The 17,320-nt window shown below is 40.2% G+C and carries 21 protein-coding genes; 19 read left to right on the top strand and 2 right to left on the bottom strand.

The window, feature by feature from the left end; translation table 11 throughout:
• Positions 1 to 133: 133 nt before the first annotated feature.
• From EIZ58_RS28660 to EIZ58_RS34225, 19 genes are all read left to right on the top strand, one after another.
• Positions 134 to 616 carry a DsrE/DsrF/DrsH-like family protein gene (locus EIZ58_RS28660; RefSeq protein WP_134704410.1) on the top strand — a complete coding sequence of 161 codons (483 nt, stop codon included), beginning with the start codon at positions 134 to 136 and terminating at the stop codon, positions 614 to 616.
• Positions 617 to 697: 81 nt separating this feature from the next.
• A complete protein-coding gene (locus tag EIZ58_RS28655) occupies positions 698 to 958 on the top strand; it encodes a metal-sensitive transcriptional regulator (protein WP_134704409.1) in 261 nt (86 codons plus the stop codon).
• 26 nt (positions 959 to 984) lie between these two features.
• Positions 985 to 1,368 carry a rhodanese-like domain-containing protein gene (locus EIZ58_RS28650; protein WP_134704408.1) on the top strand — a complete coding sequence of 128 codons (384 nt, stop codon included), beginning with the start codon at positions 985 to 987 and terminating at the stop codon, positions 1,366 to 1,368.
• A 15-nt stretch (positions 1,369 to 1,383) separates the two neighbouring features.
• Positions 1,384 to 1,749, top strand: a complete 366-nt coding sequence (locus EIZ58_RS28645; protein ID WP_134704407.1) for a rhodanese-like domain-containing protein — start codon at positions 1,384 to 1,386, stop codon at positions 1,747 to 1,749.
• A 357-nt stretch (positions 1,750 to 2,106) separates the two neighbouring features.
• Entirely contained in the window at positions 2,107 to 3,279 is a 1,173-nt protein-coding gene (locus tag EIZ58_RS28640) for an MFS transporter (protein ID WP_134704406.1), read from the top strand.
• 153 nt (positions 3,280 to 3,432) lie between these two features.
• Positions 3,433 to 3,822: a DUF302 domain-containing protein gene (locus EIZ58_RS28635; protein ID WP_134704405.1), complete on the top strand. Its 390-nt coding sequence runs from the start codon at positions 3,433 to 3,435 to the stop codon at positions 3,820 to 3,822.
• A 53-nt stretch (positions 3,823 to 3,875) separates the two neighbouring features.
• Positions 3,876 to 4,445, top strand: a complete 570-nt coding sequence (locus EIZ58_RS28630; RefSeq protein WP_134704404.1) for a class I SAM-dependent methyltransferase — start codon at positions 3,876 to 3,878, stop codon at positions 4,443 to 4,445.
• A 64-nt stretch (positions 4,446 to 4,509) separates the two neighbouring features.
• A complete protein-coding gene (gene trxB / locus EIZ58_RS28625) occupies positions 4,510 to 5,457 on the top strand; it encodes a thioredoxin-disulfide reductase (protein ID WP_134704403.1) in 948 nt (315 codons plus the stop codon).
• Between the two features lie 55 nt (positions 5,458 to 5,512).
• On the top strand, positions 5,513 to 6,163 hold the full coding sequence (locus EIZ58_RS28620) for a DUF3231 family protein (RefSeq protein ID WP_134704402.1): 651 nt from the start codon (positions 5,513 to 5,515) through the stop codon (positions 6,161 to 6,163).
• 244 nt (positions 6,164 to 6,407) lie between these two features.
• Positions 6,408 to 7,067, top strand: coding sequence for a hypothetical protein (locus EIZ58_RS28615; RefSeq protein ID WP_134704401.1), 660 nt, complete (start codon positions 6,408 to 6,410; stop codon positions 7,065 to 7,067).
• A 36-nt stretch (positions 7,068 to 7,103) separates the two neighbouring features.
• Positions 7,104 to 7,820 (top strand): cytochrome c biogenesis CcdA family protein, encoded by a 717-nt coding sequence (locus EIZ58_RS28610; protein WP_134704400.1) that lies wholly within the window; start codon positions 7,104 to 7,106, stop codon positions 7,818 to 7,820.
• Positions 7,821 to 7,835: 15 nt separating this feature from the next.
• Complete coding sequence (locus tag EIZ58_RS28605; RefSeq protein WP_134704399.1) at positions 7,836 to 8,411, top strand: peroxiredoxin family protein; 576 nt, start codon at positions 7,836 to 7,838, stop codon at positions 8,409 to 8,411.
• Positions 8,412 to 8,429: 18 nt separating this feature from the next.
• A complete protein-coding gene (locus tag EIZ58_RS28600; RefSeq protein WP_134704398.1) occupies positions 8,430 to 9,125 on the top strand; it encodes a response regulator transcription factor in 696 nt (231 codons plus the stop codon).
• Complete coding sequence (locus tag EIZ58_RS28595; RefSeq protein WP_134704397.1) at positions 9,076 to 10,191, top strand: sensor histidine kinase; 1,116 nt, start codon at positions 9,076 to 9,078, stop codon at positions 10,189 to 10,191. The genes EIZ58_RS28600 and EIZ58_RS28595 overlap by 50 nt, the downstream gene beginning before the upstream one ends.
• 93 nt (positions 10,192 to 10,284) lie before the next feature.
• Entirely contained in the window at positions 10,285 to 10,848 is a 564-nt protein-coding gene (locus tag EIZ58_RS28590) for a thioredoxin domain-containing protein (protein ID WP_134704396.1), read from the top strand.
• 894 nt (positions 10,849 to 11,742) lie between these two features.
• On the top strand, positions 11,743 to 12,132 hold the full coding sequence (locus EIZ58_RS28585) for a DUF302 domain-containing protein (RefSeq protein WP_134704395.1): 390 nt from the start codon (positions 11,743 to 11,745) through the stop codon (positions 12,130 to 12,132).
• 79 nt (positions 12,133 to 12,211) lie between these two features.
• Positions 12,212 to 13,129 (top strand): hypothetical protein, encoded by a 918-nt coding sequence (locus EIZ58_RS28580; protein ID WP_134704394.1) that lies wholly within the window; start codon positions 12,212 to 12,214, stop codon positions 13,127 to 13,129.
• Positions 13,130 to 13,328: 199 nt separating this feature from the next.
• Positions 13,329 to 13,898 (top strand): dihydrofolate reductase family protein, encoded by a 570-nt coding sequence (locus EIZ58_RS28575; RefSeq protein ID WP_134704393.1) that lies wholly within the window; start codon positions 13,329 to 13,331, stop codon positions 13,896 to 13,898.
• A 158-nt stretch (positions 13,899 to 14,056) separates the two neighbouring features.
• Positions 14,057 to 14,593 carry a hypothetical protein gene (locus EIZ58_RS34225; RefSeq protein ID WP_205672389.1) on the top strand — a complete coding sequence of 179 codons (537 nt, stop codon included), beginning with the start codon at positions 14,057 to 14,059 and terminating at the stop codon, positions 14,591 to 14,593.
• Positions 14,594 to 14,872: 279 nt separating this feature from the next.
• Here EIZ58_RS34225 and EIZ58_RS28560 read toward each other — a convergent pair whose 3' ends face one another.
• Both EIZ58_RS28560 and EIZ58_RS28555 read right to left on the bottom strand, forming a co-directional pair.
• Entirely contained in the window at positions 14,873 to 15,832 is a 960-nt protein-coding gene (locus tag EIZ58_RS28560) for a 3-hydroxyacyl-CoA dehydrogenase family protein (protein ID WP_134704392.1), read from the bottom strand.
• Between the two features lie 27 nt (positions 15,833 to 15,859).
• Entirely contained in the window at positions 15,860 to 17,215 is a 1,356-nt protein-coding gene (locus EIZ58_RS28555; protein ID WP_134704391.1) for an MFS transporter, read from the bottom strand.
• Between the last annotated feature and the right edge of the window lie 105 nt (positions 17,216 to 17,320).

The following is a 17,320-nucleotide window of genomic DNA, read 5'->3' as shown; positions in this document are numbered from 1 at the left end:
ACGACCATATCAATGGTCGTTTTTTATGGAGAGAACGATGAATGAAATAATTAACATTGACGTAGGGGAACTTGGTCCTTTAATATACTAATAGGGGTATATCTATATAAAACATTAAAGGGAGAGATTAAAAATGGAAAACAAAAAAGAAAAAACAACGATTGTTCTCTTTAGCGGAGATTTAGATAAAGCAATTGCTGCGTTTATTATTGCCAATGGAGCAGCCGCATACGATCATGAAGTCACCATCTTTACGACGTTCTGGGGATTGAATGTACTGAGAAAGGATCAACAGGTTCCTGTGAAAAAAGGGTTATTAGAAAAAGCGTTTGGTTGGATGATGCCTCGAGGACCGGAAAAGCTGTCTCTTTCCAACATGAATATGATGGGGATGGGACCTAAAATGATCAAGCATGTGATGAAGAAGCATAATGCCTTGTCCTTGCCTCAATTGATTGAAATGGCACAAGATCAAGGAGTAAAGCTAGTTGCATGTACTATGACCATGGATCTTCTTGGAATCCAACAAGAAGAGCTCATTGATGGTGCCCAATTAGCAGGGGTTGCCGCTTACCTGGGGGACGCAGCGGATGCAAAGGTGAATTTGTTTATCTAGTCAGCAGAGGCTTCTATTTTGATAGGAGTTATTTATTTGGTTTATAATATACCTATAGGTGTATAGGGAGGAGGTTTAAATATGAAATACTCAGATGAGACCAAGAAACGTTTAAGACGCTTAGAGGGACAAGTAAGAGGGGTCCTTCGCATGATGGAGGAAGAACAGCATTGTAAGGATGTGGTTAGTCAGTTATCCGCAGTGAGAAATGCAGCGGATAAGGCAATTGCTTTTATTGTTGCCTCCAATTTAGAGCAATGTATTTTGGAAGAGCAAGAGAGTGGAGGAGATACCTCCAAATTGGTCAAACAAGCCGTTGAACTTTTGGTGAAAAGTCGATAAAGAGATTGAGGGGGAGGGGATAGAACATGGATACATCAATGGTCATAAATGTACTGATGTACGCCCTGCTTGGCTGGTTTATTTACACTCGTTTTGCTCCCATCAAGGGGTTGCGAAATTTAAAGGGTACCGAGTTCGCTGCCGGATTGAATCAAGGGACTACGAAGTTAATCGATGTTCGTGAGCCTCATGAATTTAAATCCGGATATATTCCAGGTGCCGTCAATATCCCTTTATCTCAATTAAAGAACAGGCTAGGGGAAATCCCAAAAGATCGGTCCATTTTCTTATATTGCCGAAGCGGGGTGCGAAGTAAACAAGCGGCGAAAATTCTATCGAAAAACGGGTTTGCCAATCTGGCTCACTTACAAGGTGGAATCACGGCGTGGACCGGTAAAACCAAGAAATGATGCTGGGAGATTACGATGAAAAAAATCTTAGGAATCCTATTCTTGTTTGTTTTTCTTATTGGATGTCAAAACCCGGAAGTCTACAAGAACGTTTCGGTTGAGGAAGCACAGCAAATCATACTAGATCAAAACGTAACGGTCCTAGATGTTCGAACACTCGAGGAAGTAAAGGAGGGGCATATTCCAAACGCCACGTTTATTCCCCTTCAGGAACTTTCCCAGAGAGTGAACGAGCTAGACCCCCAAAAAGCTTATATGGTGGTTTGTCGTAGCGGGAAACGATCTGCCAAGGCAAGTGAATGGTTAGCACAAAATGGCTTTACCCAAATCTACAACATGAACGGCGGAATGATGAGCTGGGATGGAGATATTACAAAATAAAGGGGAAATGAGAATGATCACCATAACACCTGCCGCTATAGAAGAAATTAACCGGGCTCTAGCTAAATACGATAACGAAAAGTATGTTCGTTTGAACATGGGAGTCGGCTGAGGCGGTCCAAGATTAGAACTGACTCTGGAGGAGTCAGCTGCAACCGAGGATAGCCTTTATGAGTTAGAGGGCATTAAATTCCTTATTCATGATAAGAAAAAGCCTTATTTTGATCAAACCAAATTGGATTATGTAAAAGGCTGGTTTGGCGGAGAATTTAAATTATTACGCGTTTAAAAGGATGGAAATTGATATTCCATCCTTTTGTACATAATAAAGGATATCAAAGCTAACCGAGGATCCTTATGAAAAAGCAGATCTATGTGGTTTTGTTTATGAATACGGTTTTTTCGAGTGTTGTATCCTTTTCTAACATCTTCATTAATATCTTCCTGTGGAACCAGGGAAAAAGTCTAAGGACTATTGGAATATATAATCTGACCGTATTTACCTTCTTGTTTATCGGGTATCTGTTCGGTTCCTATGTTATGAAATGGACAAATAGTCGCATGGCATTGTTTTTGTCCGCTTTGGTACTAGCCACTGTTTTCGTGTTTCTGTTATTACAACAAGAGAATATTGTCCAATATGTGGTGCCGTTAGGTGCTTTATATGGTCTTGCAACGGGAATGTACTTTTCTGGTTTCAATCTTTTTTCTGTCTTGTTGACGAACGCGGAAAACAGACAGTTTTTCGTCGGAATGGAGCAACTGACGGAGCGATTGAGCGCCTTGGTTACTCCGATCCTGTTTTCTTATCTCATCATGTGGTTCAGTTATACCGACACGTTTCGCATGATATTAGTCTTGTTGGTCATACAAACTCTGGTTAGTTTATTTACCCCTTTATATCATAGTGATTTTCGTCTGCGTTCATTTAACTACAGGGAAACCTGGCGGCAATATAAGCTCATTCTGATTTCCATCCTAGCTTTCGGGTTCCTGCAGAGCGTCATTCAGTTAGCAGGGAGTGTTTTATTGTTTAGTTTCATTCAGCAGGAAACAGTTATAGGTTGGCTCAATACCTTATTTGCTTTAGTAGGAATAATGACTGTTATATTCTTAAGCCGTACGTTCCCCGTGAAAAGGAAATTACGGATTGCTTATATTGGGGCTATAACCACCACCTTGACCGTACCTCTTCTATTGATAGAGGATAAATGGTTTCTCATTGTCTTTAATCTGCTGGTGTCCATAGCGCTTCCTTTGTTATGGGTTCCTGTTAGTGTAACGCATTTTGGGAAAATCAAACAGATAGCTTGTCAATCGGATGTGGTCTGCGAACCGAGTTCAACGATCCATTATTTAATGATTAGAGAAGGTATGCTGAGTATCGGGCGCGCTTCATTTTACCTTTTGCTTATCCTTGGATTTGATTTTAAGCATGGGTTACACCTTATTCCGATCATATTGGTATCCATGATGATTCCAGTGTTTATCTTTATTTTCAATCGTAGAATGTTCCTCGAACAGGGATGATTAAACTCGTTTGTTAATTTTTTTGACGTCGTGAAATAATAAATATTGGATAAACCTAATAATCGAAAAAGGTATTGAAAACATAAGTAAAACCATATATTATACATATAGGGGTATATGCATAATTAATAATTTATAGGGGGAATTAATCAGATGGAATTTCATTACACGGTAACGACGGATAAGACCATTGATGAAGCCGTTTCTGCAGTAGAAGCTAACCTGAAAGAGCATAAATTTGGCGTGCTCTGGCAGTTAGATCTGCCGGCTAAGCTTCAAGAGAAGGGTGTAAATAGCTATACTACCCCTTATCGTATTTTGGAGGTCTGTAATCCAGTAGAAGCAGCTAGAGTGTTAAACCAAAATGAACTCGTTGGGTACTTCTTGCCATGTAAAATTACAGTGTATGAAAGTGAAGGAAAAACGAAGATCGGATTGCCAAAACCAACAGCCATGATTGGATTATTAGATGACAATCAATTAAAGAGTATTGCTAAAGATATTGAAGATGTATTAGTTGATGTCTTGGAGCAGAGCAAATAAAGCCTACAGAGACAAAAATCCCTGGCGGGCAAGGAGAAGGAGGAATCATCAAAATGTCAGAACGCCGATTTGATCCTGCAAAGATGGCAAAGTTAGATAATCCGGAACGGCGTAAAGCCTTACCTCCAGAACAGTTATTGTCAATGCTAAACATTAAAGAAACGGATGATATTTTGGATCTAGGTGCAGGAACCGGTTACTTCACCATCCCGGCTGCTCGGATGACCCAAGGGCAGGTTTATGCTTTGGATGTGGAACCTAAAATGCTTGATGTTCTAAAGGAAAAAGTGAATGACCAGGCGCTAGGGAATGTTGAGTACGTAGAAGGGGTTATCGAGGATATTCCCTTGAAGGATTCGATTGCCGATCATGTCATCGCATCTTTTGTACTACATGAAGTTGAGCCGTTATCCAAAGGATTGCAAGAAATTTATCGATCCTTGAAAGGGAATGGGACATGTTTTTGTCTGGAGTGGGAAAAAAAGGAGTCTGATCAAGGACCACCTCTGCACCACCGCATCCATTCAACAGACATGGAAGAAGCCATGATAAAAGAAGGGTTTCAAATAATAAACAAGTTTTTTCCGACGGATCAGCACTACATTTTAATCGCACAGAAGTAGCCACTGTGTTTCCAACCCTTCCTTTTTTGGAAGGGTACATTTATATCGTAGAGGAGAGAAAAGGATGAAAAAAAACGTCGTATTGGGAACTGGACCAGCTGGTTTAACGGCTGCCATTTACTTAGCCCGCGCCAATATGAACCCATTCGTAATAGAAGGTCCGGAACCTGGAGGACAATTAACAACGACTACTGATGTTGAAAATTTCCCTGGGTTTCCGGATGGTATTATGGGACCTGAACTCATGGACAATATGAGAAAACAAGCCGAACGTTTTGGTACAGAATTTAAGCGAGGGTGGGTAACGGGTGTGGACCTATCTAAACGTCCATTTAAAATAAAGATGGAGGGAATGGAAGACATAGAAACAGAGTCGCTCATCATTTCAACGGGAGCATCTGCCAAACTCCTTCAAATTCCAGGAGAAAAAGAAAATATTGGTCGGGGTGTAAGTACCTGTGCTACTTGTGATGGTTTCTTCTTTAGAGGGAAAAAGATTATTGTCGTGGGGGGTGGTGATTCCGCGATGGAGGAAGCTCACTTTCTAACGAAATTTGCAGCAGAAGTGAGAGTGGTTCATCGAAGAAATGAATTACGTGCTTCAAAGATTATGCAGGATCGTGCGCAAAATAATCCGAAGATTACCTGGAGCCTTAATCATACACCAGTGGAAGTGGTTGCAGGTGATAAAGGTGTTACAGGATTAAAAGTGAGAAATAATCAAACCGGGCAAGAGGAGATTTTTGAAACAGATGGTATTTTTGTAGCCATTGGTCATACACCTAATACAAGCTTTTTGAACGGTCAAATTAATACCGATGATTTGGGATACGTTAAAGTGACCCCAGGGTCCACAGTAACCAATATTCCGGGAGTTTTCGCTTGCGGAGACGTTCAGGATCACAAATACAGACAAGCGATTACGGCAGCAGGAAGCGGATGCATGGCTGCTCTAGACTGTGAACGTTTTTTGGAAGGTGAAGCGGTACATGACTGGAGTGAGTCACTGTAGTAATTGAATAATTTTAAAAGCACCCTTGCATACTCTTAAGTGGGAGGTGACTGCTATGTCCAATGTACTTCAAGCTTTGTTTCACACCATTAAATCTTTTATGGATGATGAAGAAAAAACACCCTTACATATTGGAGAAGCCATGAGTTGCTGGACTTATCTTGCCGGATTAAAGGAAGCAGTTGGATATGAGGAAGCTGCGATTAACGTCACTACAGATCTGGAGTTGAGGGATGCACTTGAAGACGGATTGAAAATATGTCGTTCGCAGATCAAGAGAGTACAAGAGTTTATGATAGCAGAAGGGATTCCAATCCCTTCTGCTCCTGACCCTAAACCTCTTTCGGACCCTCAAGCAGTCCCGATGGGTGCAAGAATGAGCGAGAAGGAACTTGCCAATGGAGTCTCTGTTAAAGTGATTGCTTCCATTCTAGCTTGTGCTACGGGCATGTCCCAGTCCATTCGAAATGATTTAGGATTGATGTGGATTGAATTACAATCTGAACAACTGACATTTGGTGCTACTCTAAAAGCTTTAATGAAAAAGCGGGTTGGTTGGAAGTTCCTCCGACTTATGTTCCACCGGGGTTGCCTAAACAATAAGCCCAAAATGAAAAAACACCATCATACGTTTAGATGGTGTTTTTATTTTGGATGGTCCCTCGAATTAGATTTAATACTTCTTGGGCATCTTTTGATTCTGTAAAATCCCCTCTTAACATTCTTAGGGCAATGATCTCATCATCAATTTCTCTTGCCGTTCTAACGCCAAGCCTTCGATTGAATTTGATACATGTTTCAGGACCTCCAGGTTGTATAAGATTTTGTCTAAAGTTAGTATTTCCCAGAGTGGACAACTGAAGTACTTATAGAAATTCATCTTGATTCTTAATCGAATCTTAACAGTGGAATTATATGATTTGTGAAAGAAGCAAGCAGGAGGAGAGTAAATGCTAGAAGTCATAAGATTGGGTCCGCTTTTAGTAAGGGTTGATTTGATTATTTTAATTTTATCCGGAGCATGCAGTTTACTATGGATGAAGTTCCAGATAAAAAAAGAATTAAAAAATGGTGAAGGGATGTTAAACGCGATCGGAAACGCCGTGTTTATTGTTTTTGCCGTCTGGAAATGTAGCTATCTACTTTTTGAACCGTTTACTGTATTAGATAATCCTTTTGTTTTGATTTATTTTTCAGGAGGTTACCGAGGATGGATCTTGGGACTATTCACTGCATTTCTTTATTTGTCATGGGAATCTAAAAAACAACACATTCCTTTAGCAAGTTATTTTAGATGGCTAGGATTAGGTTTTTTAATTGCAAATGGAATTTACCACTTCATTTTTCTAATGAAGGAACCCAGCACCCTTCTTCATGCAGCTGATTTTTTATTATCCGCGATCCTATTTTTGTGGATCTATATGGAGAAATCCAATGATCGTGCTTTTCAGGGCTGGATATGGTTTGGTATTCTACAAATTTTTATACTTTTCTTTCATGGGCAATATCCTATCTTGCTAGGTTTGTCGAGGGAGCAATGGATTTATATTTCAGTTTCTATACTAGGGTTTCTAGGTCAATTCAAATTCATCAACTTTAAAGAATCTTAACAAATCGTGTTTAAACTAAAACAGGAGGTGTAGCAATTGGAGAGCGTATCTATATTTTTTGCCTTTACAGCAGGAATTTTATCCTTCCTATCACCCTGTATATTTCCACTTCTTCCAGCCTATATTGCCAATTTAACGGGGGCACATGTTCAGGGCAATAAGGTTGAGGTTTCAAAACAGATCCTTATATTGAGATCGCTCTACTTCATTCTAGGGTTCAGTCTGATCTTTATGGTGATGGGGGCCTCTGCGAGTGTACTGGGTCAGCTACTCTCTGAATATCGTGATGTTCTTGAAAAAGTGAGCGGCTTCTTGATTATTGTCTTTGGATTGCAAATGGCAAGAATTTTGAACCTTGACTTTCTGTCATTTGACAAACGATGGCAGGTAAAACATCCGGAGAATAAAAGCAATTGGAGCTCATTTGTACTTGGCTTAGCTTTTGGGACAGGATGGACGCCATGTGTGGGTTTGGCATTATCATCCATTCTTTTATTAGCGGGTTCGACAGAAACCATGTACAGCGGTATTTTTCTTTTAATGATTTATTCCGTTGGGTTAGGTGTCCCTTTTCTCATCCTTTCATGGGCAATCACTTATTCATTAAATGTGATGAAGAAAATGAACAGACTTCTTCCGCGCTTGTCGCTGATTAATGGATGGATTTTGGTAGGAATGGGACTATTGCTATTTACTGGACAGCTTCAGAAAATGAGCGCTTGGTTGGCAACGTTTACGCCATTTATTTATTAGGGAGGATATGAAAAGATGATAAAAAACATGATTGCCATTGCAGCTCTTATTGGATTGGTTATTTGGGGAGTATATGATACAGGAAAAAAGGATCTAGGGCTTGAGTCTGGACAATCGGATGCACAGGGGGAAATAAAACAGGAAAAAGTGAATGCACCCGTTGGAATTCAAAAAGGAAATCTCGCCCCGGACTTTGAGTTGAAAGCGCTAGATGGAGAAAGTATAAAGCTTTCCGATTATAGAGGAAAACGAATCGTTTTAAATATGTGGGCAACGTGGTGTCCGCCATGCCGTGCAGAAATGCCGGATATGCAAGATTTTTATGAAGCGAACCAGGACAAGGGGTTTATCATTTTAGGAGTTAACTTAACATCTTCCGAAAAACAGCCCGAAAATATTGCTAAATTTATCGACGAATTTGGGCTAACGTTTCCTGTGGTTCTTGATGAAGAGAATTCTGTGGCGGACCGATACCAGGTTGTCTCCATTCCGACGAGCTATATGATCGATTCACGAGGAGTCATTCAACAAAAAATCATTGGTCCCATGAATAAGGAAATGATGGAGGAGCTTGTATTCGGTATGGAATAAAATAGGGGGACTTTTAGCATGAATACAAAGGGAAAATCCATTCTTATTGTAGAAGATGATTATAAAATTCGCCAACTCGTAAAGCTCTATCTAGAAAAAGAAGGTTATGAGGTATTCGAAGCTGGGGATGGTGAAGAGGCACTAACTTCATTTAATTCATTCGATCCATGCTTTGTTATCTTAGATCTCATGCTTCCCAAGATGAGCGGGGAGGACGTTTGTCAAATACTCCGGGCGGATTTAAAGGCAGAGGTTCCTCTGATTATGTTGACTGCAAAAGTGGATGAGGAGGAGAGGATTAAAGGGCTGAAAATGGGCGCTGATGATTATGTTACAAAACCTTTTAGTCCAGCTGAACTGGTGGCGCGGGTAGAATCCGTGCTGAGAAGAACAGGGCATCGATGCAGTAAAATTACGTTCAGAGGACTTACTGTCAAACCGCTGCGGGGAGAAGTTCATTATCGAGGGGAAACGATTCAACTCACTAAGCATGAATTTAAGCTTCTTTATTTCTTCATGAGACATCCCAATCAAATTTTGTCACGAGAACAAATTATTGAAGAGCTTTATCCCAATCACGAAAAAATGGTAACGGAAAGAACCATAGATGTACATGTGGGAAAGCTGAGGGAAAAATTAAAATTCGATGGAACACAAGAATTGATTGAAACGGTTAGAGGAATGGGGTATCGATTTGCTGCCTTTGAAAGTTAAACCCTGGTTAAGACTTTGGAAACAAAGTGTATTGTGGAAGCTGATTTTTATCAATGGATTGGTCATTGGGATTGCGATCTGGCTCGCGGGCGTTTCAGTGAAAGAATATGCATGCTTACTGGTTCAGCAGTACCCGTTTGTTGGAAGTGAGGAAAGCAAACTGTTCAATGAGACCATGCAGTCTTTTCTTATCAAAGCAAGTTTTTTAGCCGTATTGGTAGCAGGTTTCCTCCATTACTTTTTTGCGAAAAGATTATTGTCCCCGTTAAAGAAGTTAAGTCTTGCTGCAAGGGAAATGGCAAGAGGAAAATATCCAGCGCCACTCCCCATTTCCACAGTAGATGAAATAGGGCGGCTGACAGCTGATTTTAATAATTTAAGTCAAAAGTTGCAGCAAACCGAGGAATTGAGGAAAAAGATGGTTGGTGACATTGCTCATGAATTACGAACTCCTCTAACCAATATTAACGGTTACTTGGAGGCATTAAAAAGTGGAATGATGGAAGGGAATCCGGAACTCTTCGAATCTTTGCATGAAGAATCTCTTCGAATCACAAGATTAGTAGAACAGATACATCAGTTAAATGTTTGGGAATCCAGGAAATTGTCCGATAAAACGATGAGCAAGGTAGCGATGGTGCAGGTCATTGAATCGACATTAGAAAGCTTTGATCTAGAATTGAAGAATAAAGGAATACTGTTGGATTGCTATATTCAAGTTGGAAAAGTGATGGGGCATGAGGATGGATTAAAACAGGTATTGATGAACCTCTTGAAGAATGTGCTTCAATATGATCAGGGAGGATGGGTACGACTGGAGGGCGAAATCGTTGATGGTTACTATCAGGTAAAGGTAACGAACGAAGGGCAGCCGATACCGCAAGAAAAATCCGAACAAATTTTTGACCGTTTTTATCGGTTAGATCCCTCAAGAAATCGTGAAACAGGAGGATCTGGACTAGGACTAGCATTGGTGAAAGAAATTGTGGAGCAGCATAACGGAGAGGTAGGAGTCATTTCAAGTAACAATCGACATTCCTTTTGGTTTAAAGTACCAATTATTTGAGGAGAAGGGACTGGGAGAGTCATGCCAATTAATAAAATCTTACTTTTCACTGTATCTGCTTGCCCACTGGGGAGATCGATGAGGACAGTATTAGTGGAACTCAAAGAGCATTGTCCAGACATCATGTTTCAAACTTTTTATGTGGATGTTGACATTGCGCAAACCAATCATTATAGAATTAAGAAGAATCCTACAACCCTCTTGGTAGGGGAGGATGATCAGGAGCTATTCCGCCTAGAAGGATTTAAGGAGACAGAAGAAATCTTGAACATCATAGATGGAATTGGTAATCAAGTAAGGAATCCTATTGTTCCGCTAGAAGAAAACAAAGAAACGAATGAAAAATATATGATTTACTTACTTGACAAGGATTCACTCGCACCTGTTCAAACGAATTATAAAAATATGACTTCGGTGAAGACTCCTCGAATTACTTTAATTAACCTTTTGCTAAAGGCAAATGTTGAAGGATTAGAAAATCCATTTCCGTCAAACACGATATTAGAGCTTGTTCAATTCGAAGGGAGTAAGGGGCATATCGAATTTAGATTCCCTAGAAAAATAAAAGAAGCAGAAATAATAAAAATGAAACTTGCACTTGAAAAATCACTTTTAGCATATGGAATTACTGAAGTTGAAATTATTGAATCTTATTAATTTTTTTTCGTCTACATTACAACAAGAAAATTGCATTTAACATTTTAACACTAATCTTTTCACCACTTCCTAAGCACCTGCCGTTCATATCAATATGAGTTCATGGATATCAACGGGGAAGTCGCCGTCGAGCGTTCTTGGAATTCGTTTTACACAAATATTGAATGGTTAAAATGATGGTTGGTGCTCTCCTAAAAAGCGTAAAAAAAATTTCATAGCAACATCCAAAGCAAGGCTTCTTCACTAACATTTTCGTTGGGAAGAGCCTTTTTTCTTTATTGATGGGAATCAATGATTGGGAGCAAACCAAAGTTAATCCTACCTAAATAGGAATGAAATAACCGCCTTAGGAATATAGTAAACGTATTTCGGACTGTTTGTATTTATTATGGGTAATTTTCTTATTCAACTAAAGGGCAGCATTCCTGTAATAAAAGTATCCTTTTTATGGAAATGCTAATGTAAGGAAGCTGTTGTTGTTTGACTAAAATAGTCGATGAAAAATAAAAATAATACTCGTTATACTAAAGCAGTCTTATCTCCAATCAACATTAGCTTGATAGCGGTTCGAAATCCATAATTGGTTGTTACAACGATATATTTCGCCAATATACTCCCTGCTGTCCATTTCACTCTTCTAGGGCAATTTGACGAAGCAACCGTCCTCAACCCACAGTGATTATTGGGGGGAACGGGATCAGTACATACCCCTGCTTTAGTTCCGTCCGCTTGTAGGATACTTGAATATGACCTATCAAGGTATGAGCTTACATACAGTGGATGTATTATTAGGGAGAGGAGTTTGATGAAAAAGGGATATTGGGAATGTCAATTTGTTGAACTTTATCAACCACCAGTTAAATGGTGTTATTTGTATTTACGAGGATTCATCAGATGGAATTTCATTATACGGTAACTACGGATAAGAGCATTGATGAAACGGTTACTGCAGTAGAAGCCAACCTGAAAGAGCACAAATTTGGGGTGCTTTGGCAGTTAGATCTACCGGCTAAGCTTCAAGAGAAGGGTGTAGATAGTTATACTACACCATACCGTATCTTGGAGGTTTGTAATCCAGTGGAAGCGGCAAGAGTGTTAAATCAAAATGAATTGGTGGGATACTTCTTACCATGCAAGATTACGGTTTATGAAAGTGAAGGAACAACCAAAATAGGTTTGCCAAAACCAACAGCAATGATTGGATTATTAGATGACGAACAGTTAAAGGCTATTGCTAAAGATATTGAGGGCGTATTAATTGATGTCTTGGAAAAGAGCAAATAAAGCATTCAAGGGCAAAAATTTGCCCTTTTTGCAAGTTGATATCCATTCATGTAATTTGATTAACCGGGGGTCGTTCAAGTTGACTAGACACGTTCTATTTCTTCTCAGTATTCTTCTTCTAATCTCGGGTTGTAACGGCGATAATACACCTTCCGAGCCAGCCTCTTCTTCAGCCTACTCCACCCCAACGAATCCGTCTGTTCCAAAAAAATCAGACTCCATCATTGGGGATATATTGAGAGATCAATCGTTCCAAGTCCATTTCGAGAATTTCGGGGAGTCTGAGTTTATAACTTCCGAAGAAAAAATAAATGGTAAGAATCGGCCGCATTTTTACTATAAGAGCGGAGATACGGTGACGGAGCTAAAATATGAACCTGAATCACCTGATTCTGTCTATACTGTCTCTGCCGTCTCTTTCCGGGATGTAAGTGGTGACGGAAAGAAGGACATTATCGTCATCGCCAACTATACAACAGGTTTTGGGTATATGGGTACCATCCCTATTTCACAATTATTAATCTTCAAGCAGATAGATTCGGGGTTTATAGAGGATCACTCCATTGAAGATAGGGCACGATCCGGGGTTCCATACCGAATCCTTACTGTCCAAGATGTAATGGTCGGCCTGAAAACGGACCCGAAAGACAGCATTTCTAACGCATGGCAACGCTTGCGTCTTGGAACATATAAATTGAATGGCTCTAATGAGCTCGCTAGTTCTACGATAACGATTAAAAAAGCCTCTGGTGATGGCCTATTATTTAGTCTCGATGCCTTTTATGCAGCGAATAAAGAAGCAATGATGAATGGGGGAGTCAATATCGGCACCATTGATTCAGGAAAAGCTACTCCCTCATCTGCGGAAATGATTTTCAAGGATGGAAAGTATGAATTATCCTTATCCATGATATCCAGTACGGATCTTTATGTCCGGGACAATGGAGAGCCATATTTCGGACATCACGTGTATGTAAATGGAATCTACAGTCCGTAGGTAGAAGAAAGGGTAAAAGCTTTGGAACGATATAACGGAACTAGTTTGTTAAGGATCAGTGGAAGATGATCGTTCGTTAAAAGAACATTTGCGTGAAAGCTGTTTTTCATTTCTCAACAAACGGGGAGATTAATTTAACAAGTAAAAGTCTTTAATGGTAAATTTATGTTGTAGTTATCTATTGAAGGAGGAAAAAACAATGGCTAACAAACAACAAACAAGAAAAATAATTTTAGATTTAGCAGTTACCTTAGATGGTTTTATTGAAGGACCGAAAGGGGAAGTAGACTGGTGCATTATGGACCCTGATATGGACTTCAATAATTTCTTAAATCGTATAGACACTATTTTATATGGAAGAAAAAGTTATGATTTATGGGGTCAGTATAAACCTGATATTAAGGTATCTGATACTGAAAAAGAGATTTGGGAATTGGTTCATAGTAAAGAGAAATATGTGTTCTCAAAAACACAAAATAAGTCCGAAAATAACGTTACATTTATAAATGAAAATATTGAGGAAGAAATATTCAAATTAAAGAATAAGCCGGGTAAAGACATTTGGCTTTATGGTGGGGCAAGTCTAATTACCACCTTTATAAACTTAGGTCTTGTAGATGAATACAGATTATCTGTTCACCCTGTTGTATTGGGTGAAGGGAAACCCCTGTTTACTGATATAAAGCAGAGGGTGAATCTAAAACTGGTTGAAACCAATAGGTTTTCATCGGGTGTTGTACAATTATGTTATCACCTTCATGAAAAGTGACCAAATTATTTTAGCTACGACGGGATTCGATTGTTCGATAAGTTGGGCTGCATCTGGCAGTCCTTTTTGCTCCGTTAAAGGGGAGTAATCCTAAGTGGTATAAATTCCTTTGTTTTGAAAATATTAACTATTAAATTATAGAAAGGGGCATTAGTTTAATGGAACGATTAACCATATGGTCTCTTTTTCTCATTCCTTGGTTTTCATTGTACTTTTTAGACCGTTCAGCTATTCGTAAATATATGCCTGTTGCCTTATTTGCAACTGTAATAAATACATTATTAGGTCAAATAGCTTGGACATACAATTGGTGGAAATTCAAAGAAACACTTTTTGCGTGGGATAAAGTGATACCGCTATTTACTGTATATGGAGTGTTCCTAGTTGGGACGATATGGATATTCGTTTTTACCTTCCGTAAATTTTGGATATATATGCTTGTTAATTTAGTGACGGACCTTTTTTATGGTTTTGGTTTAGCCACTTGGTTAAACCAACTAGGTATTAGGTCTGGTGGTGGAAATATTTCACCTATCCAAAACCTTTTTTTAATGCTATTCATAGCTATTATTCTTTATGTTTATCAATTGTGGCAGGAAGGAATAATTGGTGGGGGAAACGAAAACAAGGAAAAGCTAGCAGAAAAAGAACCAGTAAAAACATTTAAAATTAGATCACGAGTGAAGGCGAAATAAAATAACCGATAGGAAGGATTAAGTTTTTGTTCAAATATCGGAGATCTATAGTGAAGTAAGAAAAGTAAAAAAGCTTTTTGATATATGTATGGTGGATCTGAACGGGATCGAACCGATGACCTCTTGCTTGCAAGGCAGGCGCTCTCCCAACTGAGCTATAGCCCCATACAAATGGTGCACCCTTCGGGTACAACAATTGAGATCCAGCAATGTTCTTCTCCACCCATAAACATTGAAAAAGCACCTACTATCTAGGTGCTTTTTATACACTATACTGTTTTATCCAGAATAGCTATGCAACGTTTCCTTCTCTCTGTTCAGCAACCTTAGAAGCTCAAGAAAATCATCATCTCGTTTGCGGATTTTTTCTGCAGCTTGATTATCTGCATACGTGTAGAATCCTTTTCCAGTTCGGATCCCTAGCTGATTATTCTCTACCATTTCAGTCAAGAAGGCAGGGGGTTCTTTAACATCGGAAAGTTCAGGCAGGAGATTTTCAACCATATATTTCGTAGTTTGCAGGCCGGCTAAATCTTGACTTTCCATGGGACCGCAGAAGGCCCACTTGAAGCCCATGCTGCCTTTCATCACGATATCGATATCTTCTGCCGTAGCCACTCCCATTTCCATGAGGTGAAACGCTTCTCTAAGCATGGCGACTTGGATGCGGTTTACGATAAAGCCAGGCACTTCTTTTTGTAGAATGACGGGGGATCTCCCGATTTCTTTCATTAAATGATAGGTTGCTTGGATGACTTTTTCTTCTGTGACAGCGACTTTCACGATTTCCACGAGCGGCACGAGTTGTGGCGGGTTAAAAAAGTGAGTGATAATAAATCGTTCCGGATGTTTAGCTCTTTGCGTTAAATCTTTTAACGGAAAAGTAGACGTATTCGATGAGATGATCGTTTTCTCTGAGACGACGCTTTCCACGATTTCATAGGTGTCCAATTTTAATTCTAGTACTTCAGGAATGGATTCAAGAACAAAATCCGCATCTTGTAGGGCTTCATATAAATTGGTGGTATAGGTGATGCGAGCCTGGGTCGCTTTCATCTCGCTTGTTGTCAACATGTCTTTTTCTACCATAATCTTCAGGCTGTTCGTAATGAGTTCTCGTGCTTGATCCAGGGACTCCTGGCGTCTGGCTTGAATGCGTACATTCTTTCCTGCTTGGGCAAATAATTGAGCCACACCATGCCCCATAATACCGGCTCCAAGTACGGTCATATTCTTCATGTTAAATTCCTCATTTCTTTTCCATGTTTATTTTGCGATAGCGTTCGTTTCTGGATAAATTTCGTCCATCTGTTTTGCTTGATTGCTTGTCTTGCTAATCTGCACGAACGAAATGGCGAATGCTGCGATCAGGCCAGGAATGGCAAACGCAAGGAAGTTTTGTTGCAACGGTAAATTCAGAGTAAGGAGAAAGCCACCTAAGATGGGACCCGCGACGGCACCGAATCGGCCGATTCCAGAGGCCCAGCCAATGCCAGTCGAGCGCATTTGCAAAGGATAATACTGGGAGGCAAAGGAATAAGCAATAATTTGCGTTCCAATCGTAGTGGCTCCAGCCAGAGCCACAAGAAAATACAAGATCAAGACATGGGCTTTAAAGCCGAGTAGAGTCAAGGACAGAGCAGCTACGATAAAGAAGGACATCAAGACTTTTTTTCCATTCCAGCGGTCAGACGCCCAGCCGCCGAATATCGCGCCAAAAATCGCACCGAAGTTCAGAATCAGAAGGAACATCAAGCTAGAGCCTAACTCATAGCCTGCCCCGGCCATCAGTTTGGGCAACCAAGTATTTAATCCATAGACCATAAGAAGACACATGAAAAAGGTAATCCATAGCATCAGCGTACTTCGGGCCCGACCTTGGGTAAATAATTGGGCGATGGGGATGCCGCCTTTTTCAGGAAGGACCATTTCATATTGGTCGCCTTTCTTAGGCGTATACGAAGGATCGATCTGGGATAAAATTTGGCCTACTTCGTCGTACTTCTTTTTAGCTAATAAGAATCCAATCGAATCAGGGAGATACTTATACATCCAAGGAAGGGCAAGGATGGGCAGGGCCCCTACTAAGAAGAGAGATTCCCAGCCAAGCAGGGGAATGAGGACGATGCCCAATCCCGCAGATAGAACTCCACCTATGGAATATCCGCTAAACATCAGCGCAACTAAGGTGTTCTTCATCGATTTCGGGGAATACTCCGTCATTAAGGCTACTGTGTTCGGCATGACGCCGCCTAATCCCAAGCCAGCAATGAAACGGTAGATTCCGAATTCTGTTGGGGTCGTAGCAAAGGCAATCAAGGCGGTGAACACGCTGAACAAGGCGACGCAGATTAAGATGACATTTTTGCGTCCCATCTTGTCCGCTAACGGTCCGAAGATCAGGGCCCCAAACATCATGCCAAAGAGTGCATAACTGCCGAGCGTTCCTGCTTCGACGGGGGTGAGCTGCCACTCGTTCATGAGGACGGGCACAACGGAGCCGTAGATCACCAGATCAAAGCCGTCAAAGATGATGATAAACGCACACCAGAAAAGGACCAAACCATGAAAGCGATTAAACTTTGCCTCATTAAGGATCTGATTAACATCGATAGAGCGCATATGTACCTCCTCAAATTATTTGATTCTATGAAAACTATAGTGCATATGGTGAAAATGGTAAAATCAGAATTATTTTTAGATATACACGATTCTAATAAATAGTTT

This window comes from Ammoniphilus sp. YIM 78166 (assembly GCF_004522215.1).
Classification (GTDB): Bacteria; Bacillota; Bacilli; order Aneurinibacillales; family RAOX-1; genus YIM-78166.
This window is presented reverse-complemented; position numbering and strand designations above follow the sequence as displayed.